Origin of the sequence: Cyanobium gracile UHCC 0139, assembly GCF_034931325.1 — a bacterium.
GTDB classification, from domain to species: domain Bacteria; phylum Cyanobacteriota; class Cyanobacteriia; order PCC-6307; family Cyanobiaceae; genus Cyanobium; species Cyanobium gracile_B.
The window spans coordinates 638,186-661,636 of record NZ_JAYGHX010000001.1; the positions used below are offsets into that span (position 1 = coordinate 638,186).

General features: G+C 63.4%; 20 protein-coding genes and 1 tRNA gene. 16 read left to right on the top strand and 5 right to left on the bottom strand.

Going from position 1 to position 23,451, the window contains the following annotated elements; translation table 11 throughout:
- Nucleotides 1-104 precede the first annotated feature (104 nt).
- Nucleotides 105-782, top strand: a complete 678-nt coding sequence (locus VB738_RS03160; RefSeq protein ID WP_323304343.1) for a precorrin-8X methylmutase — start codon at nt 105-107, stop codon at nt 780-782.
- Here the strand turns inward: VB738_RS03160 and mutS are convergent.
- On the bottom strand, nt 758-3,577 hold the full coding sequence (mutS, locus tag VB738_RS03165; RefSeq protein WP_323304344.1) for a DNA mismatch repair protein MutS: 2,820 nt from the start codon (nt 3,575-3,577) through the stop codon (nt 758-760). The two genes, VB738_RS03160 and mutS, sit on opposite strands and share 25 nt — an antisense overlap.
- 110 nt (nt 3,578-3,687) lie before the next feature.
- Here mutS and ribH point away from each other — a divergent pair, with 110 nt between their 5' ends.
- From ribH to VB738_RS03190, 5 genes are all read left to right on the top strand, one after another.
- Complete coding sequence (gene ribH / locus VB738_RS03170; RefSeq protein ID WP_323304345.1) at nt 3,688-4,176, top strand: 6,7-dimethyl-8-ribityllumazine synthase; 489 nt, start codon at nt 3,688-3,690, stop codon at nt 4,174-4,176.
- Nucleotides 4,173-5,081, top strand: a complete 909-nt coding sequence (rfbA, locus tag VB738_RS03175; RefSeq protein ID WP_323304346.1) for a glucose-1-phosphate thymidylyltransferase RfbA — start codon at nt 4,173-4,175, stop codon at nt 5,079-5,081. Before ribH ends, rfbA begins: the two co-directional genes overlap by 4 nt.
- Nucleotides 5,078-5,677: a dTDP-4-dehydrorhamnose 3,5-epimerase gene (rfbC, locus tag VB738_RS03180; RefSeq protein ID WP_323304347.1), complete on the top strand. Its 600-nt coding sequence runs from the start codon at nt 5,078-5,080 to the stop codon at nt 5,675-5,677. The genes rfbA and rfbC overlap by 4 nt, the downstream gene beginning before the upstream one ends.
- 86 nt (nt 5,678-5,763) lie before the next feature.
- Nucleotides 5,764-5,952, top strand: coding sequence for a photosystem II reaction center protein PsbZ (gene psbZ, locus VB738_RS03185; RefSeq protein WP_094584244.1), 189 nt, complete (start codon nt 5,764-5,766; stop codon nt 5,950-5,952).
- Between the two features lie 125 nt (nt 5,953-6,077).
- Nucleotides 6,078-7,181: a sugar transferase gene (locus VB738_RS03190; protein WP_323304348.1), complete on the top strand. Its 1,104-nt coding sequence runs from the start codon at nt 6,078-6,080 to the stop codon at nt 7,179-7,181.
- A 43-nt stretch (nt 7,182-7,224) separates the two neighbouring features.
- Here the strand turns inward: VB738_RS03190 and VB738_RS03195 are convergent.
- The 3 genes from VB738_RS03195 to VB738_RS03205 form a co-directional block, all read right to left on the bottom strand.
- Nucleotides 7,225-7,296: transfer RNA gene (locus tag VB738_RS03195), tRNA-Gly, on the bottom strand.
- Between the two features lie 115 nt (nt 7,297-7,411).
- A complete protein-coding gene (locus VB738_RS03200; protein ID WP_323304349.1) occupies nt 7,412-8,554 on the bottom strand; it encodes a glycosyltransferase family 1 protein in 1,143 nt (380 codons plus the stop codon).
- 5 nt (nt 8,555-8,559) lie between these two features.
- A complete protein-coding gene (locus VB738_RS03205) occupies nt 8,560-9,378 on the bottom strand; it encodes a glycosyltransferase (protein WP_323304350.1) in 819 nt (272 codons plus the stop codon).
- A 458-nt stretch (nt 9,379-9,836) separates the two neighbouring features.
- Here VB738_RS03205 and VB738_RS03210 point away from each other — a divergent pair, with 458 nt between their 5' ends.
- From VB738_RS03210 to VB738_RS03240, 7 genes are all read left to right on the top strand, one after another.
- Entirely contained in the window at nt 9,837-10,634 is a 798-nt protein-coding gene (locus VB738_RS03210; RefSeq protein WP_323304351.1) for a glycosyltransferase, read from the top strand.
- 214 nt (nt 10,635-10,848) lie between these two features.
- Entirely contained in the window at nt 10,849-12,090 is a 1,242-nt protein-coding gene (locus VB738_RS03215) for a class I SAM-dependent methyltransferase (protein ID WP_323304352.1), read from the top strand.
- 10 nt (nt 12,091-12,100) lie between these two features.
- Nucleotides 12,101-13,129 (top strand): hypothetical protein, encoded by a 1,029-nt coding sequence (locus tag VB738_RS03220; protein ID WP_323304353.1) that lies wholly within the window; start codon nt 12,101-12,103, stop codon nt 13,127-13,129.
- A 6-nt stretch (nt 13,130-13,135) separates the two neighbouring features.
- A complete protein-coding gene (locus tag VB738_RS03225; RefSeq protein WP_323304354.1) occupies nt 13,136-13,531 on the top strand; it encodes a DUF6165 family protein in 396 nt (131 codons plus the stop codon).
- A 6-nt stretch (nt 13,532-13,537) separates the two neighbouring features.
- A complete protein-coding gene (locus tag VB738_RS03230; protein ID WP_323304355.1) occupies nt 13,538-14,689 on the top strand; it encodes a hypothetical protein in 1,152 nt (383 codons plus the stop codon).
- A 584-nt stretch (nt 14,690-15,273) separates the two neighbouring features.
- Nucleotides 15,274-16,002, top strand: coding sequence for a glycosyltransferase family 2 protein (locus VB738_RS03235; RefSeq protein WP_323304356.1), 729 nt, complete (start codon nt 15,274-15,276; stop codon nt 16,000-16,002).
- Nucleotides 15,999-16,928, top strand: a complete 930-nt coding sequence (locus tag VB738_RS03240) for a GDP-mannose 4,6-dehydratase (protein ID WP_323304357.1) — start codon at nt 15,999-16,001, stop codon at nt 16,926-16,928. Before VB738_RS03235 ends, VB738_RS03240 begins: the two co-directional genes overlap by 4 nt.
- Nucleotides 16,929-17,476: 548 nt before the next feature.
- Here VB738_RS03240 and VB738_RS03245 read toward each other — a convergent pair.
- A complete protein-coding gene (locus VB738_RS03245; protein ID WP_323304358.1) occupies nt 17,477-18,508 on the bottom strand; it encodes a methyltransferase domain-containing protein in 1,032 nt (343 codons plus the stop codon).
- A 450-nt stretch (nt 18,509-18,958) separates the two neighbouring features.
- Here VB738_RS03245 and VB738_RS03250 point away from each other — a divergent pair, with 450 nt between their 5' ends.
- The 3 genes from VB738_RS03250 (at nt 18,959) to VB738_RS03260 (ending at nt 23,443) form a co-directional block, all read left to right on the top strand.
- Complete coding sequence (locus VB738_RS03250) at nt 18,959-20,548, top strand: FkbM family methyltransferase (RefSeq protein ID WP_323304359.1); 1,590 nt, start codon at nt 18,959-18,961, stop codon at nt 20,546-20,548.
- A 35-nt stretch (nt 20,549-20,583) separates the two neighbouring features.
- Complete coding sequence (locus VB738_RS03255; protein WP_323304360.1) at nt 20,584-22,347, top strand: glycosyltransferase; 1,764 nt, start codon at nt 20,584-20,586, stop codon at nt 22,345-22,347.
- A 115-nt stretch (nt 22,348-22,462) separates the two neighbouring features.
- The gene (locus VB738_RS03260) at nt 22,463-23,443 is read left to right on the top strand and encodes a GDP-mannose 4,6-dehydratase (protein WP_323304361.1); all 981 of its coding nucleotides are present in this window, start codon (nt 22,463-22,465) and stop codon (nt 23,441-23,443) included.
- Nucleotides 23,444-23,451 lie beyond the last annotated feature (8 nt).

A 23,451-nucleotide genomic window follows, 5' to 3' on the forward strand; every position in this document is an offset into this window, starting at 1 on the left:
CCCCGCCCACCCGGAGCACGGCCAGAGCGCATCCCGTAGTCTCGCCCTTTCCGCCCCGGTGGCCCATCACCGCGCCGGCGGGGCAGCTCGGAGCGCCGCAGGCGATGGACAGCGTCGAGGCTTCCCTCGATCACCCGATCTTCCGGGAGAGTGTGCGCCGCATCCGCGCCTGGCTGGGGCCCACCGGCCTGGAGGGGGTGGAGCAGGAGGTGCTCGAGCGCCTGGTCCACAGCAGCGGTGACCTGGCCCTGGCGCCGGATCTGCGCCTCGGCCCGGGGGCCTGCGTTGCCGGCATGGAAGCCCTGGCGGCCGGCGCGCCGATCCTCACCGACACGGCGATGGCGGCGGCGGCCGTGGCGCCCATGGCCCGGCGCACCTTCGCCAACCCGGTCCATTCGGTGCTGGCCTGGGCTCCCGCCGTCGCCCCCGCCGGTGGCACCCGGGCGGCGGCGGGCATGGAGCGGGCCCTGGTGGCGCACCCGGGGGCGGTGGTGCTGGTGGGCAGTGCCCCTACGGCCTTGGAGCGGCTGCTGGAGCTGGTCGAGGCAGGCACCATCGCTGCCCCGGCCCTGGTGATCGGCATGCCGGTGGGGTTCGTGGGGGTGGCCGAGAGCAAGCGCCACCTGGCGGCCAGCGCCCTCCCCCAGATCCGGCTGGAGGGCAGCAAGGGCGGCGCCGGCCTGGTGGGCGCCGCCGCCAATGCCCTGCTGCGGCGGGCCTGGCTGGATCGGGCGGCCCAGGTTCTGCCGGCCCAGGATCAGGCCGCTCTGGATCCCCCCTGAAGCCCCACCGCCACATGGCTGTTGGCCTCGATGCGGCCCAGCACCTGGCGGGCCCGCAACACCACCGAGGCGGGCACACCCGCCAGCCGGGCCGCCTCGATGCCGTAGCTGCGGCTGGCGCCCCCCCGGCAGACCCGATGCAGGAACACCAGGTCGTTGCCGGTCTCCTCCACCAGCACCTGGGCGTTGCCGACGTTGGGCAGCAGCTCGGCGAGTTCGTTGAGCTCGTGGTAGTGGGTGGCGAAGATCGTGCGGGCGCCGATGCCCTCGGCCAGGTGCTCCGCGACCGCCCAGGCGATCGAGAGGCCATCGAAGGTGGCCGTGCCCCGGCCGATCTCGTCGAGCAGCACCAGGGAGCGGGGGCTGGCGTGGTGAAGGATGTTGGCGGTCTCGGCCATCTCCACCATGAAGGTGGACTGGCCGCTGGCCAGGTCGTCCACCGCCCCCACCCGGGTGAAGATGCGGTCGGCGATCCCCAGCCGGGCGGAACGGGCCGGGATCCAGCTACCGATCTGGGCCATCAGCTGCAGCAGGCCGCTCTGGCGCAGATAGCAGCTCTTGCCGCTGGCATTGGGGCCGGTGAGGACGATCAGGTCCGGGGACGGGGCGCCGTCGGCTTCGGGGGCCCCCAGCTGCAGGTCGTTGGCGGTGAAGGAAGCATCGACCAGCAACTGTTCCACCACCGGATGGCGCCCCGCCTCGATCACCAGCTCGCGCCCCTCGCTGAGCTCGGGCCGGCAGTAGCCGCCGGTGGCCGCCACCTCCGCCAGGGAGGCCAGGGCATCGAGTTCTGCCACCCGCCGGGCGGCCGCCCGCACGGGCCCCGCCGCCTCCCCCACCCGGCGGCGCAGGTCGCAGAAGAGGTCGTACTCGCGCTGGCACGCCCGGGCCCGCAGCTGCAGGATCCGGCCTTCGCGGCCCTTGAGCTCCGGGGTGACGAAGCGCTCCTCGTTGGCCAGGGTCTGGCGGCGGATCCAGTGGTCCGGAACAGCGGCGGCCCGGGCGCGGCTCACCGCCAGGAAGTAGCCGAAGGTGCGGTGGTACTGCAGGCGCAGGTTGGGGTTGCCACTGGCCCGCCGCTCGATCGCCTCCTGCCGCGAAAGCCAGGCCTCCTGGTCGTCGAGCTGGTTGCGCAGGCCGTCGAGCACCGGATCGACCCCGTCGTGGAGCAGCCCGCCTTCACTCAGCGACAGGGGCGGCGTGTCGATGAGGTGGTGGCGCACCTCCTCGGCCAGGGCGGCCAGCTCGGGCCAGGGACCCTTGAGGGCCGCCAGGGGGGCGCTGTGGCAGGACGCCACCAGGGCCGCCAGACGGGGCAGTCGCTCGAGGCCGTCGGCCAGGGCCACCAGGTCGCGGGCGGAGGCGCTGCCGGCACCGGCCCGCCCCGCCAGGCGCTCCAGATCCCCCATGGGGCGCAGCAGCCGGCGCAGCCCCACCCGCAGGGGCCGCTGCTCCACCAGCTCACTCACGGCCTCCTGCCGCTCCAGGATCGCGGCCCGGTCCACCAGGGGGCCCTCGATCCAGCGGCGCAGGCAGCGGCCGCCCATGGCGGTGGCGGTGCGGTCCAAGGCCCAGAGCAGGGAGCCCTGCAGGACGCCGCCCAGTTGGGTGCGGGTGAGTTCCAGGTTGCGGCGGGTCTGGGCGTCGAGCACCAGCTGGTCGCCGGCGTGCCAGAGCCGGGGCATCTCCAGCGGGATGGCCGCAGGTTCGGCCTGGGTGGTGTCCAGGTAGGCCAGCAGGCCCCCGGCGGCCCGCAGCGCCAGGGGCGCCTCCCCCAGCCCCAGGCCATCGAGGCTGGCCAGGCGGAAGCGGCGGCGCAGCAGGGCGTCGGCTTCGGTGGCCTCGAAGGGGGTGCGGGCCAGGGAGGTGAGCCGCAGACCCTCGGGGCACCAGGCGGGCGCCTCCGCCGGGCCAGGCCAAACCACCTCGGCGGGCTCCAGCTGCAGCAGCTCCTGGTGCAGGCTGCCGCTGCCCGTGCGCTCGGTCACCCGGAACTCGCCGGTGCTCACGTCGGCGACGGCCAGACCCCAGCGGCCGGCCGCGCTGCCGTCCCCGTCGAGGACCACGGCGCAGAGCCAGTTGTTGCGCCGGGCCGCGAGCATGCCCTCCTCGAGCACCGTGCCGGGGGTGAGCACCCGGGTGATGCCGCGGCGCAGCAGGGCCCCCTTGGCGGGGGTGGCCTCCAGCTGGTCGCAGAGGGCCACGCTGAGGCCGCGGCGCACCAGGTCGGCGCAGTAACGCTCGGCGGCGTGGTGGGGGATGCCCGCCATCGGCACCCGGCCCAGGGCCTTGCCGGCGTCCTTGCCGGTGAGGGTGAGCTCCAGCAGGCGCGAGAGCAGGATCGCGTCCTCGAAGAAGAACTCGTAGAAGTCGCCGAGGCGGTAGAGCAGCACCCGGTCCGGATGGGCCGCCTTCAGTTCCACGTAGTGCCGCAGCACCGGCGTGAGCGCCGCCGGGTCCACCAGGGAATGGTGGTGCCAGCGGGGCAGGTCGTCCCCGGGCTCCGGGGCGGCGTCGCCTGGCGGCGTCGGGGAGCCGCTGGCATCGCCAACGCCCGGGTCACCGGCCTGCTCGCCGTCGCCCTCGGGGCCGGCGGCCGTGGCCGCCGTTGGCCGCTGCCGGCGGGTGCGGGGCCGGGCGCTGGCATCGGCCAGCAGGGCCTGGTCGTCCGGGGCGTCCCCATCGGACGGCGACTCCGGCGCCAGCACGGTGGGCTCGGGCGTGCCCCCGAACAGGTCCCCCTGCAGGGCCGGATCGTCCGCGAGCGTGAGCTGCTGCTGGACTTCCCTGGCCATGGGTCCGCCGTCAGGAGCGTCCCGATCGTAAGGGGATCGGGCCGGGGGGCTGGCCTGGGTGGCCCTGGTGCTGCTCAACTGGGGCATGAGCTTCTTCGTGGTCTGACCCCTTGACGGTTTTCGAAGGTCGCTTCACCGACGTCGCCGGTCTGCGGATCGGCCTGGTGATCGCCCGCTTCAACGATCTGGTGACCGGCAAGCTGCTCAGCGGCTGCCTCGATTCCCTCTCCCGCCACGGCATCGACGTCAGCCCCGAGAGCAGCCAGCTCGACGTGGCCTGGGTGCCGGGCAGCTTCGAGATTCCCCTGGTGGCCCAGCGGCTGGCCGCCAGCGGCCGCTACCAGGTGGTCATCACCCTGGGGGCGGTGATCCGGGGCGACACCCCCCACTTCGACGTGGTGGTGGCCGAGGTGAGCAAGGGGGTGGCCGCCGTGGCCCGCGACACCGGTGTTCCGGTGATCTTCGGGGTGCTCACCACCGACACCCTGCAGCAGGCCCTGGAGCGGGCCGGCATCAAGAGCAACCTGGGCTGGAGCTACGGCCTTCAGGCCCTGGAGATGGGCAGCCTCATGGCCGCCCTGCCCAAGCAACAGCCATGAACCGCAAGGGACTGATCCTGGCGGGAGGCAGCGGCACGCGCCTGGCCCCCCTCACCACCGCCGTCAGCAAGCAGCTGGTGCCGGTGTACGACAAGCCGATGATCTACTACCCGCTCAGCACCCTGATGCTGGCGGGCATCCGCGAGGTGCTGGTGATCACCACCCCCACCGACCAGCCCGCCTTCGAGCGATTGCTGGGGGATGGATCCGGCTGGGGCATGACGATCCGCTACGCGGTGCAGCCCAGCCCCGACGGGCTGGCCCAGGCGTTCCTGATCGGCGCCGATTTCCTCGACGGTGCCCCGGCGGCCCTGGTGCTGGGGGACAACCTGTTCCACGGCCACGACCTGATCCCCCAGCTGCAGGGGGCCAACGGCGAGCGGCCGGGGGCGACGGTGTTCGCCTACCCGGTGAGCGATCCGGAGCGCTATGGGGTGGTCGAGTTCAGCGGCGATGGCCGGGTGCTGAGCATCGAAGAGAAGCCGCCCCAGCCGCGCAGCCGCTATGCCGTCACCGGGCTGTATTTCTACGACCACACGGTGGTGGAGCGGGCCCGCCAGGTGCGTCCCTCGCCGCGGGGGGAGCTGGAGATCACCGACCTCAACCAGCTTTATCTCGATGAAGGCCTGCTGCGGGTGGAGCTGATGGGCCGCGGCATGGCCTGGCTGGACACCGGCACCCCCGATTCCCTGCATGAGGCCGCCAGCTACATCCGCACCCTGGAGAAACGCCAGGGCCTCAAGGTGGGCTGTCCCGAGGAGGTGGCCTGGCGCCTGGGCTGGATCGACCACAGCCAGCTGGAGCGCCTGGCCCTGCCCCTGAAGAAATCCGGCTACGGCGACTACCTGCTGCGCCTGCTGCAGGAGGCCGCCAGCGACCACCTGGCCCTGGAGCCCCAGCGATGAACGTGCAGTTCCTGGCCATCGACGGCCCCCTGCTGCTCAGCCCGGCGGTCTACGCCGATGAGCGGGGCTGGTTCAGCGAGAGCTGGAACCGGCGCCGCTTCGCCGAGGCCCTCGGCAAGGAGGACGCCGACGCCCCCGAGTTCGTGCAGGACAACCACTCCCGCTCCGTGCAGGGGGTGCTGCGGGGCCTGCATTTCCAGCGGGCGCCCCACCCCCAGGGCAAGCTCGTGCGCTGCACCGTCGGGGAGGTGTTCGATGTGGCCGTCGACCTGCGGCGGGATTCCCCCACCCTGGGGCAATGGGTGGGCGAGCGGCTCAGCGCCGAGAACCAGCACCAGCTGTGGGTGCCGGTGGGCTTCGCCCACGGCTTCCTGACCCTGAGCGCGGTGGCCGAGGTGCAGTACAAGACCGCCGGCTACTGGAGCCGGGAGTGCGAGCGCTCCCTGGCCTGGAACGACCCGTCGATCGCCATCGACTGGCCTCTGCAGGAGCTGCCGGCGCCCCACCAGCCCCTGCTGGCCCCCAAGGACGCCGCCGCCCCCGGTCTGGGGGCCCTGGCAGCCGCCGGCGATCTGTTCGCGCCCGACAACGTGTGAAGGATGGCTCCGGCGGCGGGCATGGCCCCGTGCTGCATGGCAGGATCGCCCACGCTGCCTGATCCGGCCCCGAGCCTTCCTGCCCCATGCAGATCCTCAATACCCTCACCGTTCTGGCCCTGGTGGTGATGTCCTTCGCCCTGATCGTGGCGGTGCCGGTGCTGTACGCGAGCACCGAGGACAGCGGCCGCTCCAACCGCCTGATCCTGATCGGCGGCGCCGCCTGGGTGGCCCTGGTGCTGGTCAACTGGGGCATGAGCCTGCTGGTGGTCTGAGGGCCCGGGCTGTCCGGGGGGTGAACGACCTGCCCACACCCCTTAGGAGGGCTCGGGCCGGCAGTCGTGGCTAAGGGGCTGGTCCCCAGGTTCGGTTTGATGTCCCCAGTTGGTTCGGCACGGGTGTGTTCAGGCTGAGACCCCGCCAGATTCTCCTCCTGTGTGCCGGTTGCGATCTGCTCGGGGTCCTGGGTCTGGCGGCCCTGCTTGATCGCTTCGCCGATACAGGTCTGCGGGGCCAGCCCTTCTGGCTGGTGTCCTATGCGCTGGTCTACATCGCCTTCAGCTGGCTGTTCGGCAGTTACACCCTGCTGCGCTGGCCCCGCCTGGATCTCTCGCAGCTGCTGGTGCGCTTGCTGGTCACGACCCTGGCCACCGCCTTGGTGGTGGTGCTCGTCTACTGGCTGCTGAATCTGCCGGAGACTTTCGCACTGGGCCATCGGAGGGTCCAACTGGTGATGCTCAGCGGGCTCAGCCTCTGGGCGTTGGTCGTGCGGCTGGTGCTCTGGCGGCTGTCCAGAGCCCGTCAGCGGCAGGGACTCAGCCTGCTGGAGCACGCCGAGAGGGAGCAGCAGCGGCTGTTGCCCGCCCATCTGCCGGATCAGGCCCTTGGGCTTGAGGACCTCCCCTGGTCGAACCCCCTCAGCGTGCAGCGCCAGCTGAAGCGCAGCGCCGATGTGGCCCTGGCCCTGCTGCTGCTGCTGGCCACCCTGCCGCTGCTGCTGGTGGCAGGGCTGCTGATCTGGCTGGAGGACCGGGGGCCGGTGTTCTACGTGCAGGAGCGCAGCGGGCTCATGGGCCGGTGCTTCCAGCTCTACAAGCTGCGCACGATGTGCCAGGCCGCTCCCGATGCCCCCGCCACCTGGACGGTGCGAGGGGACGCCCGCATCACCCGCACGGGGGCGTTCCTGCGCCGGGTGCGGCTCGATGAGCTTCCGCAGCTGTGGAATGTCCTGCGGGGGGACATGAGCCTGATCGGGCCGCGCCCGGAGCGCCCGGAGCTGGAGCATGACCTTGAGTCCCGCATCCCCCACTACCGCAAGCGCCACTGGATGCCTCCCGGCCTGAGCGGCTGGGCCCAGGTGTGTGCCCCCTATGCGGCCAGCGTCGAGGAGGCCGAGCTCAAGCTCAGCTATGACCTCTACTACCTGCGCTACTGGGGCACCGCCCTCGACCTGTTGATCCTGCTGAAAACGGTCAAGACCGTTCTCAAGGCCCGCGGGCGTTGAACCGCTGAGAAGCTTGGATCGCGGCTCGTCGCGGGTTGAATGAAGCGGATGAAGAGATTCGAACTCTCGACCCTCTCCTTGGCAAGGAGATGCTCTACCACTGAGCTACATCCGCAGAGCGCCTCTGGGGGAAGGCGTTCCGGTCGGGCTCGCCGCCGACTGGGCCATCATGCACCATCGAGGGTGCCCCTGGCCAATCCCCCCCTCCGGCTGCCTCCGGGAAACGGGGCTCAGCCGCTGGCGGCCTCGTAGAGCCTGCGGATCTGGGCGACACTCCGCTCCCAGTCGAACCGGGCGGCGCGGGCGACCGCGGACCGGCGCAGCTGTTCTCGCCGCTGGGGCTCGGACGCCAGCGACTCCAGGGCGTCGACCCAGCCGGCGAGGTCATCCGGGGGCAGGAGGAGCCCGGCCTCCCCCACGATCTCGGGCATCGAAGTGCTGCTGGAGCAGACGACCGGGGTCCCGAAGTGCATTCCCTCCAGCACGGGCAGTCCGAAGCCCTCGTAGTGGCTGGGATAGAGATTGACGAGACAATGCTGATAGAGCCAGGCCAGTTCCCCATCGCTGACATAACCCAGGATGTGAATATCGTCAGCCCAGGGCGAGGCTGAGATCTGCTGATCGAAACCCTCCATGAGCCAGCCTTTCTTGCCGGCCAGCACCAAAGGGATGGGCTGCCCACCCCTGGCACGAAACTGCTGGTAGACATCCAGCAGAAAGGCCTGGTTCTTCCGGGGTTCGATGGTTCCGGTCGACAGGAAGAATGGCTCACCAGCCTTGAAGATTCTGTGGTCCGGCTGTTTTGGTTCCGGATGGAAGCCCGGTTGCCCGAAGCGTGAGGCGGGATAGATGACGTGCACCCTGTCCGGGGCGATGCTGGGGAAGTGCTTCAGGAACGCCTGCTTCGTCGACTCTGAGATAGCCACAAATCCGTCGGCGAACTGGGCGGCTCGCTGAACGCCTTCCAGGCAGCCCTTGCGGTTGCTTTCGGTGGTCCACTCGGGATGCTCGATAAAGCTCATGTCGTAGAGCGTGTAGATGAGTGAACCACGAACTGGCCAGGGTGGGCACCAGAAGTTGTTGGCGTGCACAACGTCAAAGCGGTCACAGAAAACTCCTCCCCTGGCGCGGTTCGCCCAGAATCGGGAAGCGCTCTTGCGACGGATCAGCCGAGGTCCATAGTGAACGCCGCGTCGGATGTGAGGAAACGCCAGGGTCTGGAAGGGATCATGAAAGAAGTCGCCGAAGCTCGTCAGTAGTGTGAAGTCCTCGTCAGAGGCTGACTCCAGGAGGCCATCGATCAGCGCAGCCGCATAGAAACCGCAGCCTGCCTTTCGCCGACCTGTCTGACTCACATCGAAGGCGATCTTCAAGCCACTCATGGCTCTGGTGCCTCCACGCGGGGAAGGGGGATCAGCTGGGCCGGGGGACGGAACCGCTGTTGCAGCTTCCGCCAGTAGCGCCGGATCCCGCTGCCCTGAATGCCCAAGTCCTGATTGATGGCGTTCAGCTGGCGCCATCCCTGCAGTACGGCCCTCCAATTCCCCGTCGCCCCTCCCTCGGCCATGGCCACCAGCGGTTGCTGGCAGATCATGGGGGGGTTCTCAGGGGCCTGATTGAGGAGAATAGATTGCATCAGCTTATAGTCGGCCGAGAGACTATATCTCTCATCGAAAGAATGCTGCCTGTATCTCTCCGTATCTGCGATGAATCCCGGATGTGGATAATGCAGGCCACCTTCCAATTGGCGCCGCCATTCAGCAGCACTGGCTGGAATGGGATCCACCTGCCACAGACTTTTGAGCTGGCGACTGGGCCGCCGGAAATAGCCGATCGAAGCCAGCAGCACATTGGCTTGGAGCCGATGGCCGGCCTGCAGGAAGGCGGCATAGGCTCCGGGATCGAGCAGAAGATCATCGGAATTGAGTACATGGGCGTAGCGACCTCCAGCCTGCTGCAGTCCCACATTCATGGCGGCATAGGGCCCGCCCGTGATGTTGCTGATCCAACGACAGAAACCGTACCTGGCGGCATGTCTTGCCACGACAGTTTCCGTGCCGTCCGTTGAACCGCCATCGATCAGGATGTGTTCCAGTTCCCAGTGATCTTTCTGCAGAATGGTCTGCGCCTGTACGACGCTCATCAGGGTTTCGCTGATCGTTCCAACCGCATTCAGGCAAGGGGTGATGATGGTCACCAGAGGTTGCGATCTGTCGACTGGACGGGTGTCTGCCTGAGCCCTGCCCTGGATGGCCCAGCCTTCAGGGTCCTGCGTCATGGGCTGGGGGTGGCTGAACCACAGCCTGCCACAGCGTTGCTGGCCTCCGGTCCTGCGGACGTAAGCTCCCATGCTCTCCAGCGTCCGTTGAGCTGGTCACGCGCCCCTGCTGTCCTTCCTCTGTGGGTCCACTCCATATCGGCTTCGATGCCCAGATTCTGCGCCGGCAGAGACGCGGTGGCATCAGCCGCTACTTCTGCGAGCTGGCTGCTGCGTTGCCGCAAGCTGGGGTTCGTGTGAGTCTGGCGTCTTCCACCGCCACCGCTTGGTGGCAGCGCGGGACATGGCGGCAGGCCGATGTGGTGCATGCCACCTTTTACGGAGGACGTCCATATCGACTGCGCCAGGGTCAGCGCCTGGTGAGCTCTCTGTTTGACATGGTTCCTGAACGCCATCCCGAGCATTTCTTCCTGCCGGGCCTGCGCTCCCCCCACGCCAACAAAGCGTCCTGGCTGTCTGCTTCCGATCTGATCATCAGTATCAGTGCTGCCTCCGCCGATGATCTGGTGTTCTTTCATCCTGGGCTGCAGACGCCTGTCCAGGTGATTCATCTGGCCACAGCGATGGACAGGATCCCGCCTGAACCAGTGGCCCGGCTGCAGGGGCGACGCTTCTGGCTGATGGTGGGCAAGCGCCATGCCTACAAGAACGGCATGACCCTGATGCGAGCGCTGGTGATGCTCCATCGGGGCGGCCGATCGGGGGGGGGGCTTCCCCTGCTGGTCTTCGCCGGTGGTGGCGCCTGGCGCCCCGAGGAGCAGCGGTGCATCGCCGCCCATGGACTGGAGCAGGCCGTTCTGCAACTGCCGGCGAGCGACTCCGTTCTGGCCTGGCTCTACCGCCGGGCGGAAGCGGTGCTGGTCCCCTCGCTTGCCGAGGGATTTTCGCTGCCGTTGATCGAGGCGCTGGCCTGTGACACTCCCGTCGTGGCCTCCGACCTTGAAGTCCATCGAGAGGTCGGCCGTGGATTTACCACCTTCCTGCCTACCCTCAATTCCGGGGCCTGGGCCGAGTGGCTCCTCAGCTGTGCCGGCAGCCCCGAAGAGCGCCCCAGCCAGTGCCTCGGTCCAGGGGAGTACGGACGACTACGTCGGCACTTTGCCATGGACCGACTGGTGCAGGAGCATCTCGAGGCCTATGTAGGCGCCGCTCAGCTACCCTCGGCTGTCCGGTGACGGGCTGACAGTCCAGCGGCTTCCGAGTTGAAAACGTCGCCAAACGTACAACTCTTCCCGGAGTGCCCTGCCAGTTCTCCACGGCATCGGCTCCAGCGTCGAATCTCCGGCGAAGTTGATGGGCGTGCCGATGCGTCCTTGACGACGCAGGGTGTTCGGGAAATCGAGACACTCTCCGATACAATGCTGCCGCTTGCCCTCCATGCGCTTTCGGATGAATAAAGCCTACAAAGCCATTGAACATTGCCGCGTGAGTGGTGATGAGCACCTAGTCTCCATCCTCGATCTTGGCCAGCAGACACTGACTGGCGTTTTCCCCTCCTCGGCAGAGGAGCAGGTCACCCGGGGCCCGCTGGAGCTTGTCTGGTGCCCTTCCAGTGGACTTGTGCAGCTCAGGCATTCCTATAATCCGGACGAAATGTATGGAGAAAATTATGGCTATCGGTCGGGTCTGAACCAGTCCATGGTGGAGCACCTCACCAGCAAGGTGCGCTATCTGGAGCGTCTTTCGGGGGTGGGACCCGGCGACACCGTTCTGGATATCGGAAGCAATGACGCCACCACGCTGAAGGCCTACACCACGCCGGATCTGCATCGCATCGGCATCGACCCGACGGGCGTCAAGTTTTCGGAGTTCTATCCCGATGACATCAAGCTGGTACCCGACTTCTTTTCTTCCGCAGCCTTCAAGAGTGTTTCAGCGGCACCCGCGAAAGTTGTCAGTTCCATTGCCATGTTCTACGACCTGGAGGATCCAGTGTCGTTTGCCAGGCAGATCTGCGATGTGCTTGCTGACGATGGCGTCTGGCATTTCGAGCAAAGCTACATGCCGTCCATGCTCCGGACGAACTCCTACGACACGATCTGCCACGAGCACTTGGAGTATTACTCGCTTGGCGTGGTGGCCAAGATCCTGGAGGCCGCGGAGCTCCGTCTCGTCGATGTTGTGATGAACAATGTCAACGGTGGCAGTTTTGCTGTCACTGCGGCCCGAAAATCCAATACCTCCCTGCGAAGCAATGCAACGGTCATTGATTGGTTGCTGGAGCAGGAGGATCGCATGGGCCTCTCCACGCCCAAGCCATTCCGCGATTTTGAAGAGCGTGTCTTCCGCCACCGCGACGACCTCACGCGCCTCGTCAAGTCTCTCGTCGCTGACGGAAAGACGATCATTGGCTATGGGGCTTCCACCAAAGGTAACGTCCTGTTGCAGTTCTGCGGATTCACCCCCAATGAGATTCCCTTCATTGCCGAGGTCAATGAGGAGAAATTCGGCCGCGTCACCCCAGGTACAAATATACCAATTATCTCCGAGAAGGAGGCTGCGGCGATGAATCCAGATTATTATCTTGTTCTGCCTTGGCATTTTCGTGGTGGCATCGTTCAGAGGGAGAAGCAGTACCTCGCAGGAGGCGGCCGCATGATCTTCCCCTTCCCCGAAATTGAAATCGTTTAGGTCGGCATTCATGCTTCGCAACCTCAAGACCAAGCTCACCAATGCCTCAGCAATGCTGGCAGGTACGGCTGGCGCAGCGACCGCTTGTGTCGCCGAAGTCCGGCAGCTTGATGAGAAGTATGAGCGCACGGCACGTCTGTGCGGACGCCTCGCTGCGTTTGAGGTCCAGCGCCTGAAGGAGATTGATACTCTCGCCGATGTGGAGTTTCAGGTCTACTCCCAGTTTGGTGAGGACGGCATCATTGAGTGGCTGGTCGCCAATCTCCACCTTCAACACAAGACATTTGTGGAGTTCGGTGTCGAAAACTATCTCGAGGCCAACACCCGCTTCCTGCTACTCAATCGCAACTGGACTGGTCTTGTTCTCGACGGGAATCCCAGGCATATGGAATTCCTGCGCTCCTCACCCACCTACTGGCGAAACGACATCCAGTCAGAGGCAGCCTTCATCACCGTCGAAAACATCAAGGAGCTGATCGAGCGGAACGGCTTTTTTGGGCCCCTGGGCATCCTCAGCATCGACCTTGATGGCAATGATTACTGGATTCTTAAGGAGCTCGACGGCTTGCACCCGGATATCCTGATTCTTGAATGCAATCCCGTGTTTGGTGATCGCCATGCGGTGACGGTCCCCTACGATCCGAAGTTCGAACGTTTTCGAAGCCACCACTCGGGCCTGCTCTTCGGTGCGTCCATCGCGGCGCTGCGGGAGTTGGCCGAAAGCCGTGGCTATGAGTTCTTCGGAACCTGCTCGAATGGCTTGAATGCCTTCTTTGTCCGCTCCGACCTTGCGCCCAGGATCTCAGAGAAAGTCAAGCGTCGCATCGCTTGGCCCGCCATCCATCGTGACTCTCGCAACCTCCAAGGAGAACTGAACTTTGTGCGCGGTAAACACCGTTTTGATCTGATCGCCGATTGTGAGGTGCATTGCTGCCGCACCAACCGGATGGTCAGGCTTGGGGACCTTGGTGACCCCTACAGTGAGGAGTGGCTCCACGCGATGGCACTTCCCGGGGACCTGCCAGCAGGCGCTGCCTAACCAACCATGAACACCACCACCGTCCTGGCTCCCGTTTCCATCGGAGAGCTGCTTGACAAGATCGTGATCCTCGAAATCAAGGAAGAGAGGATCTCCGAGGAAGCCAAGCTCATCAATGTGCGAATCGAGCTTCAATCCCTGCGCTCCATCCGACCGGCGGCCCTCACCGACAACCCTGCCGTTGCCCCCTGGGAGCAGTCCCTGAGGGAGGCCAACAGTCAGCTGTGGGACCTGGAGGACCGCATCCGCGATAAAGAGCGGGCTGATGACTTCGGTCCGGAGTTTGTGGAGATCGCCCGTCTGATCTACCGGACCAACGACCAGCGCGCCCATGCCAAGAAGATGATCAATGTGCTCTGCGGGTCGGAGATCGTTGAGGAAAAGTCCTACCAGCCCTACTGACGCCGTATGAAGGTAGCCCTTGTCCAGCTCGATGCCAACGGTGACTGCCTCTATGCCACGACGCTCGCCCGTCAGATCAAGCAGGACTATCCCGGTTGCCATCTCACCTGGTGGATCTCCTCCCGCTGCAGGAATCTGCTGACGGGGAATCCCTACGTTGATGAGGTTGTCTCTGTCGACCTGTCTGACTGGACCAATGCGAGCCGTGACATCATCTGGAACCTGGCGACCCGGGAGATTGGGCGTCGTCAGACAGGGCCCGATCCCTATGACCGAATCTGGACACCGCAGGTTTACCCGGACAACTTTCGACGCTTCGATGGCACGGTAAGGCCGAGCATGTTCCGTGGCTACGATCGTCCCATCACTGTCCCTATTGATCCCATCATCGCCTTGACTCCTGAGGAAGAGAGTCGAGCTGCTGAGTATGCGGTTGAGCACAACCTTTCTGCCAAGGGAAGGGTTGTTCTTTTTGAATGTTCTTCCAACAGCAGACAGTCCCACGTCACTCCCGAGTATGCCAAGGAGGTGGCCAGGTTGAGCGCAGCTGCGCAGGAAGACATCTTCTTCCTGCTCTCCACCATGCAACCCCTTGGGGACGATCTGCCCGCCAATGCGTTATCAGCAGCCTCCCTAACGATGCGGGAGAATCTGGCCCTGCTTGACCATTGCACCGATTTCATTGGATGCGGCAGCGGACTCACCGTGGTGGCCACCTGTGACCGTGCCAAGAGGGTTCCCAATCTTCAGATTCTCGACAGCAGCCGGTCGGTTCTGGGGTCCTTTCACCATGACTTCAGTTATTGGGGAAAGCCTACGGACACGATCATCGAATTGTGCGATGCCACTCCAGCCGAAACATTTGAATGCCTGCGGCGATGTCACGGCTGTGGCCTCAAGGCGGCCATCGCAGAGTTCCACCGCCCTGTTCCTGTCACCTTCGACTTTTTACACTCCATCAGCGAGTATCTGATTGTCAGGGGCCAGTACCTGGATGCGGCAGAGTCCCTGGCCCACACCTTCCGGCGCTATTCCGATCGCCCTGAGTTGCTCAGTTTCGCGCGTCGGGAGGTCCTGCCCCTCTGCCCGCTCGACGCGTCATTCCACCTCCCGGGCGGCATGCGGCAATGGCAGTTCGTCGAGGAGTGCTTCTCATGACCCTTGACGAGAAGGCCGAGGCAGCGGTGGTGGAAGGAACTCCCCATGCGTTGATCCGTTTCGAGGATGGGACGGTGGAGCATGTCTGCATCGAGGACAGCTATGGCGTTCAGGCTTACATCAAGATTCTTGAGACTGACTGTGAGCATCTCTCCAGGCTGATCGATCACCATGCCTTGCCCGCACTGGCCTTTGAGCGCGCCTCACAACCAGGGCCCGCCTGGGAGCTCGAGGGTACGGAGCGGGAAGTGCCTCAACTCGGTGTTGTCGACTGGAGAGGCCGTTACGCGTCGGTCGACACCTTGGCCAGGCCTGCGGCCCCTGTCCTGGTCAGGGCTGCCAGAAAGGTGCTGAGACACCTCCGGGGCTGGGGTCGTCGGGTGTGCCCCCCAGGGGCAGGATCCGCACCGAGTGGCCCAGCCCCGCAGTCGCTTTTGGGGATGCGCGTGGCGATGCAGTCGCCCTCCTTTCGGGCGCCAGGGACTGGAGATCACTCTGCCGCTCCCCATCACGCCTTTGAGGTTTCCAGCGCGGGAGGAAGGTCTGAGGCTGAGTTGAGCCTTCGCGCATGGCCCCGAATCTCCGTGGTCACCGTCAGCTTCAACCAAAGCCGGTTCCTTCGAGACTGTCTGGATTCGGTGCTGGGGCAGAACTACCCAAATCTGGACTTTGTAGTCATCGATGGTGGCTCCACAGACGGAAGTCGCGAGATTCTTGAGTCCTATCGACACCGCCTATCCCATCTTGTGATTGAACCTGACCGGGGGCAGTCCCACGCCTTGAACAAAGGATTCCAGTTGGCCACTGGAGATGTCTTGACGTGGCTCTGCAGCGATGACAGGTTGGAACCGGGTGCTTTAGAGGCCGTGGCGCGTGTTCGATCCAGCCAGCCCTGCGACATTGTCGTCGGGGGTTGTCGTGTGATCGATGGTGCCGGCCAGACCAAGCGCATCCATCACTCCGGATTCCATCGAGGATGCCTGAGTCCGTTGAGTTTCGGTGACCTGGCGAGTTTCACATCGACCTGGCAGAAGGGGCTCTACTTCTATCAGCCTGAACTTTTCTTCACGCGTGACCTGTGGAACCGGGCGGGTGCTCACGTGAAGGAGCATTTGCACTATGCCATGGATTATGAGCTCTTCCTTCGATTCGGCCTTTCAGGTGCACGTCTCTATGCTGTCGATCAGGTCCTGGCTTCCTCCCGCCAGCACGATGATCAGAAGACCCGGCATGACCTTCCCATGTACCTTCCAACGGTCAGGCGTATCTTGATGGACTTCCGCCTACAACTTGTTTCCTTAGTGCAGCCATGACCCGTTCCATTGTTCTGGGTGTGGCAGGTCAGGATGGAAGTATCTTGGCGGAGGAGTTGGTGACTTCGGGCCGTGAGGTTCTGGGTCTCGGACGCCGCGAGACCTTTCCCTACCCGATCGACAGTCCCCTCTTCGCCTACCGACAGCTTGATCTTTCCGAATCGGAGGAACTGGACAGCTGTCTGAGGGACTTCCAGCCGGATGAGGTGTTCCATGTCGCTGCCGTGCACGGTTCGGCTGGATTCCCCTATGAGGAAGTTTGGGGGAATGCCTTGGATGTCAACACCAAGTCACTGCACCGGGTCCTGGAGTACGCCAGGCTCCAGCAACCCCAGCTCAGGGTTTTCTACGCCAGTTCAGCCAAGATCTTTGGTTCTGCCTTACGGGGGCGTGTGGATCTATCCACGCCTCGCGATGGTAGCTGTCTCTATTCCATTACCAAGAAGGCGTCAGGACAGCTTGCCTCCTATTACGAGCAGGCTCATGGAATCAAGACAACAGTGGCGATTCTCTTCAACCATGAGTCCGAGCGCCGACCCAGCTCCTTCTTCATTCCGAAGATCTGCAAGGCTGTCCGCTGTTCCTTGGCTAATCCTCAGTATCGGGAACCGCTCCAGACGCTCTCCTTCCACTGTGATTGGAGCTCCGCCAGGGATTTCATGCGGATGGCGATCCACGCCGTTGAGGCGGCATATGGCGGTGAGATGATATTCGCCAGCGGGACGACATGGCATGGTCGCGACTTCGTCCAGCAGCTCTTTGCCAGGTATGGCCTCGACTATGCTCGCCATGTCGATGCCCCTGAGATTGTTGACTCTCCGTACTTCGAGGTTGATCTGGTGGACACCCTTCGACAGATCGACGTCGGGCCCCGCGAAGACATCCTAACCTTGTGTGATCGTCTGATTGCCCAGTCCCTTGCCTGACGTCTCGGCCCATCTCCTATGACATCACCTCGACGACCACCTTCGTTCAGGTATCGGTTACGGGAGTCGCTGGTGATTCTGTTGGGCCGTCTTCCGGCACGGCTGACCACCGTCGATGCCCTGACCACCGCCCAGGGCGAGTTGGCGCAGTCCAGAGCCGAGCTGAGCAGGATTGCGAAGGCAGCGGCGGAAGCCCGTGCCAGGCTTTCCGTGGTTGAGTTGGACCTTTCGCGCCTGCGCGAGGAAAACGCTCGGCTACGGCGTGATACCACTGCCTTGGAGACGGCATTGAATGCGGCCCGAGCATCTGCAACCCAGTTGTAGAGACGATGCAACCCCAGGCCATTCTCTTTTCGATGCTATCCTCAGCGCCAAACACCTTCATGGATGGGCGGAAGTCCAGGTTTGAAGTGTCGACTTGGCGGCACAGAGACCTAGGGACTGATCTGAATCGTGAGCAGGACTTGCTTTGACCCTAGAGCAGTGAGCGCATGAATTCCAGGTTTTCCTGAGCCTATGATAGAGGCAGGACGGTTTGATCCATGCCTTCACGGCTGCACGCGCTGGAAAACCAGAACCTGCGGAATTGTGTAGTTTCTTGTCGCTGTCGTGCCGCGTCTCCAGCCATCCACTTCTGACCAGAAAGCTTCTACGGTGCCCTCGGTTTCCGTCAGATGGTTGTCTACCCATTCGTCATGCTGATTGTCGACAGGCAACTGACAGCCGCTGAAGAAGACCGCGCCCTTGTAAGACAACGGAATCACGCCGACCAGCACGAATCCGGAACTCTGGAGCAGGTCGACGTAGGCCGAGGCAGGATAGGCCCACTCATAGGATCCGTAGCGTGTCGCCGTGGGATGACTGTTGAGTCCATCAACCAGCTCTCTGGCACTGTTCGCAAAATACTCCGCCATCATCAACCAATATCCGCCAGGCTGCATGGCCCTTCGCGTCCCGATGGCCATCTGGGGTATGTGGTGCCAGTGGTGCACTGTGCTGCAGGAGATGATGGCCCCAAATCTGCCGCCTAGTTGATCCCATTCATCCAGACTGTTGACCACATGGATCGTATGGTCGGGAAGGGATTGTAGGTATCCCGTTCCTGTGTACCACTTGTCGTTGGGGTCCATGGCCGTCATGTTCTCGTACCCGAGCTTGAACATGGCGTGCGCCGCGTGACCCCGCCCGCACCCGACGTCAGCGATCGGGGTCTGGCGGCAGACACCCAGCCGCTTAAGCAGTTCGTCGACCTCTTCGGTGACGCCTGAGTTCCGATAGGCGGCAAAGGATGCCGCCACATCGTCCTGCAGGTAGTGGGTCTTGAGAAGCTGGGCCAGTTCGGCGTCGGTCTTTGCTTCAATGTACGCTCGCTTCATTACCTCCTCCCACACGGTGGGATCTTCGTATCCGCCCATACGAAGGCGATCCATATCATCAGGGTAGGTGCCGAGAGGTGCCCTGACGTTGATGGGGGAACGGATCAACGCGTCAGCCAGGTCAGTGGCGATGTCTGGCTTCTGAACAGCTTCATGAGCATTTCGATACGGTACGATCGTCGGCCCCATCTGTGCGGCCTCCACGGCCCGAACCTACCCATCTAGCGCCGCAGTTGCCACGGAGATACCTTTCGAGCCTGACAGGCCGATGCCCATCCGCGACCTGCCATCCCCACCTGGACCGCTCTCGCGGCCGAGCTGATCCAGGAGCCTCCTGGCCTTGCGGTTGGCCATGGCCCGGGGCGGAGCAGTGCATTTGGAGTGGTTCCTGCGCCACGGCTCATGGGGCGCCCGCTGCTGCCGGGAAGGTGGCGAGCATCCCACTGCGGGAGTCGATCCTGGGTTGATTTGCACAATGGTTTTCAGGTTCATCCATCCTGGCCGATCCGTCGGGAGCCGAGCGACACCCGCAGATGACGCGTCTAGACTGTTTTGTCCATGCCAACTTGTCTGGGCTTGGACCGCAGGGGCAACGGCGGTTTCAACGCGGTTGCTCCCCTAGGGTAGGCTCGTTCGGAGTGGATTCAGGACCCTATGGCTTTCGGGGGAGATGCTCATGGTAAGCAGCATCAGCCTTCCCTTGCCAATCAGGCCGAGGGCAATGTTGATGTTCTGATTCGTGATACGTTCTTCCCTGACGTTTCGTCTGGAGTGCTCGTTGAGGTGGGTGCGGCTTCACCGGACTTTCTTTCTCTGGGCAATTCCTTCCGTGGATGTGGATGGCGTGTGATCAGCGTCGAGCCGAACCCGATCTTTGTCGAACAGCACCGATCCCTTGGACATGAGATTCAGGAGTTCGCCTGCGGTGAAGAGGATCGGGATGACGTTCCCTTCTTTCTTGCTGAGGCAAAGAATCTCGGGTTTCAGTATCGTGGTGGAGAGATTTCCTATGAGTCGTTTTCATCGCTAGGGATCCGCGGCGACTTCAAGAAGCTGTTCGATACAATGGCGGATCGATTCACCACCCGAGAAATCAAGGTTCGGCAGCGAAGACTTTCGACGATTCTCAACGACATTGATGGACTTGATGCTGTCGATGTTCTTTGTATTGATACAGAGGGATGGGAGCTCGAATGCCTGAAAGGCTATCCTTTTGAACGATTCCAGCCCAAAGTGTTGATCATTGAGGACTTGTTCGGTGGCACCGAAATTGATGAGCTACTTGGTCGCTATGGGTATGTCCGCTGGCAGAGACTTACTCCAAACAACGTCTACGTTCTGCGGGAATTAGCCATTTTGCCACCCCAGAGGGGTCTTCGCACGCCCATGACCAGCTATACAGGAAACCTCGAGGATGTTTTGCTCAGACGCTGCTTTGAAGGCGTAACCGATGGATTCTATGTGGATATCGGTGCCCATCATCCGACCAACGCTTCCGTGACTCGGTGGTTCTACGACCAAGGTTGGTCAGGGATCAATGTCGAGCCGGGTGATGGCATCATCCCCCTTCGTGCCGACCGCCTTCGCGACATCAACCTGGAGCTTGCTGTCTCTGACAGCGAAGGAGAGACGACGTTCTGGGTCCATTCGGCCAATACGGGTACATCTTCTCTGCACGATACCGTTCCGGACCTGGTCGCTGAGCGTGCTGGTGAGATCCAGCCGTTACGGGTTCGGCTGTCCACGCTCCCAGCCATTCTGGATGAGAATTCGCCTGGTCGTCACATTCAGTTTCTGAAGATCGATGCTGAAGGTGCTGAGGATGCCATCATTGCCGCTGCTGACTGGAGTCGCCATCGACCGGAGGTGCTGGTGGTGGAGAGCAGTGAGCCTTACACCAACATCCGCATGAAGACCCCATGGCAGGACGTGCTCAAGCAGAACCGCTATCTCTTTGCCTATTTTGATGGCATCAATGACTTCTGGGTTCGTGAGGAGAGTGCCCATCTGTGTGAGATCTTTCAAGTTCCGGTTAATGTCCTCGACGCCTACCGGATTCATGACCCAGAGCTGGAATCGCTGCGTGGCGATGTGGCCGCGCTGAGGTCAGCCCTTAAGCCGTCACTGTCCATACCCGAGGCCTTCCCAGGCGAAACGATCCCCAGTCCGGACATGCGGCCCACGGACGAGCGTTCTCCGGTCCAGCGGACCCATTCCTGGTTCCGTCGTCTGCTGCAACGGTGATGGCTGAGGATCACACAGCCGCGTCCCGCTCCGGTTTGCCGAAGATCGGCGGAGTTAATCGAGTGATCCTATTCGCCACCATGGTGCCGCTGGACAGCTCAAGCGGTGGCACCATTGTCTGTCGCGAGCATCTACGCAGCATCGCCGCTACGGCGATGGCAGAAACCCATGTCTACGCGCCTGCAGGGCGAGGGCAGGGTGATGGGCGCGATTTTCCCACCGCGGTGGGTGCGGTTTTTCATCCCCTGGAACTCGTTCCACCTAGCGCGGACTTCCTCGGCATGCCGGCCATCACCCGCCATCCCTTCAGCATGGAGCGCCAGGCGGCTGAGAACTGGCTAGTCGACCGACGTTTTTGCGAGATTGCTGAAGAGATCCGGCCTGATGTGATCATCATCGATTATCTGTTCACGGCACTGTTCATTCCATCAGCGTTCTATTGCGATGCGCCTGTGGTGATCATCACCCTGAATCGTGAGCGTGAGTTCTACCGCGATCAGAGAAAGCTTGGACGCGTGCCGCCCCAGGCCAGGGACAGCCTTTTGGCGGAGTGGCGCCTGGGCCGCTTCGAGAATGAGGTTCATGCCAAGTCCGACCGTATCGTTGTGTTGTGCCCGCACGACACCCCACGTCATCGCCAGCAGGCCGCTCGCACCGAGGTGATCGAGCCGATGCTTCAGGAGCATGCCCGGAAGTGGCGGCCCACCGGTTCGGCCAATATCTTCTTCGTGGGGAACATCAGTCACTATCCAAACTTCGCTGCCGTCCGGTGGCTTTGTCAGTCCCTGGCCCCTGCCCTTGCGTCCTGTGCTCCCTGGGTGCGTCTCACCATCATTGGGGCGGACACCGCCGAGGTTCCGCAGACGTGGCTGCAGCCGAATGTCGACCTGCTGGGCCGTTCCACCGCCGAAGAGGTTCTTCAGCACTTCACCGGCTGCGGGATCTTCATCGCACCCATCGAGAACAGCTTCGGCTCGAAGATCAAGATTCTCGAGGCCCTTGCCCACGCCACTCCTCTGCTGGCCACCGCCCAGGCTTTGACCGGGGTGCCCGGTGCTGCTGGAATTCCACTGTTCCGCCTTGATGATCCCCGGGGTGCCGCCGAGCTGGTCGCCTCCCTGCTCCATTCGCCCGAGCGGCTTGCAGCCCTGTCGCAGCGCATGGAGGAGATCCGCACCAGCAATCTGTCCCGTACGCGCTCCGCCTGGCCATCCCTCATCGAGGAAGTCGCCTCTGCCCCGGCCGTTTCCAGACGTTTCCGTCCCTGGTCAGGCCTTCGCCCCCGCCGTGCCCCCACGGCGTGCGGTCCCGTGGTCGAAGTCGGCGCCAGCAGCTACCACTGGATCCACTCGGAGGGCCTGGGGTCCTTAGAGCAACTCAACGGCCGCCCGTTACGCTGGACAGCGGAGTCAGCCAGCCTGACCCTCCTGCTGGACCCGGCCAAGCCACCTCGGTGGCTGAGGGTTCTTACCTGGGACATCGCCCCGGAAGGGGAAACCCGGCTTCAGGTTTTCGCCAACGACAGCCCTGTCCTGGAAGGATGGGTGGTGGGGGGCAGGCCGGTTGAGCGTGTCGTCCGGCTTCCGCCCCTCAGAGGTTGCGGGGAGCTGACCCTGCGTTTCTCAACTCCCGGATTCCGGATCGCCGGCGACGATCGTGTTCTGGGTGTTGCACTGGAATCGGTTCGCGTCGGCCGCAGCTGGTTCAGGATGAAAGCCTATCCATTGGCCCTTCATTACTGGAACACCCATCAGCCGTTTCAGCGTTTCGGCCGGCGTCTTGGTCTGCTTCCCAGATAGCACCCTCCGTTGATCTCCAGCGTCCAGGGGGAGCTCCCTTCCGCACGCTTCGCTGATCTGCGAGGGGTTCCCGGTCCCTCCTCCCGGCCGGGATGGAGGAGCTTGATACGCGACAATGCCCTGGCACGACGCCTTCCCATTGACACGTACCGCCCTCATCGCCGGCATCACGGGTCAGGATGGTGCCTATCTGGCACGCCATCTCCTTCAGGCCGGGTACCGTGTGGTGGGTAGTAGTCGGGATGCCCAGAGCAGCGACACCAGCCGTCTGAGCAGACTGGGCATTCACCAGGACGTGGAGCTGATCTCACTGGCGCCGAATGATTTCCGCAGTGTCCTGAAGGCTCTCTCTTCGATCGAACCTGCGGAGCTGTACAACCTGGCTGGCCAGACGAGTGTGGGCCTTTCCTTCGAGCAGCCGGTCGAATGTATGGAGTCGATCGCCAGCGGCACCCTCAACTTCCTTGAGGTGCTTCGCTATCTGGGTGCTCCCACCCGTATGTTCAGTGCTGGCAGCTCAGAATGCTTCGGAGACACGCAACAGCAACCAGCCACCGAGGCGACTGCCTTCCATCCCCGCAGTCCCTATGCCGTTGCCAAAAGCACGGCCTACTGGCAGGTCGCGAATTACCGTGAGGCCTATGGAATCTTCTGTTGCACCGGCATTCTGGCCAACCATGAGTCGCCTCTCAGGCCGCATCGGTTTGTGACCCAGAAGATCATTGAAGGTGTTCGCAGCATTGAACGGGGCGAGACCCATGAGCTCCGGCTGGGTAACCTCGATATTTGGCGTGATTGGGGCTGGGCCCCTGAGTATGTCGTCGCCATGCACAGGATGCTGCAGGCGCCGGTCGCCAAGGATTATCTGATCGCTTCCGGGCACACCACATCCCTGCGAGAGTTTGTCCGTCTGGCCTTTGTGGCGGCAGGCCTGGAGCCTGGGGTGAGTATCATCAGTGATGCTACGTTTCTGAGACCCAGCGATCTGAAGTATTCAGCCATGGATCCCAGCCTCATCGCTGCTGATCTCGGCTGGAAGGCCAAAGTGACGCCGGCTGAAATCGTGCAGAGAATGTACGATGAAGTCCTTGTATAGATGAAGCC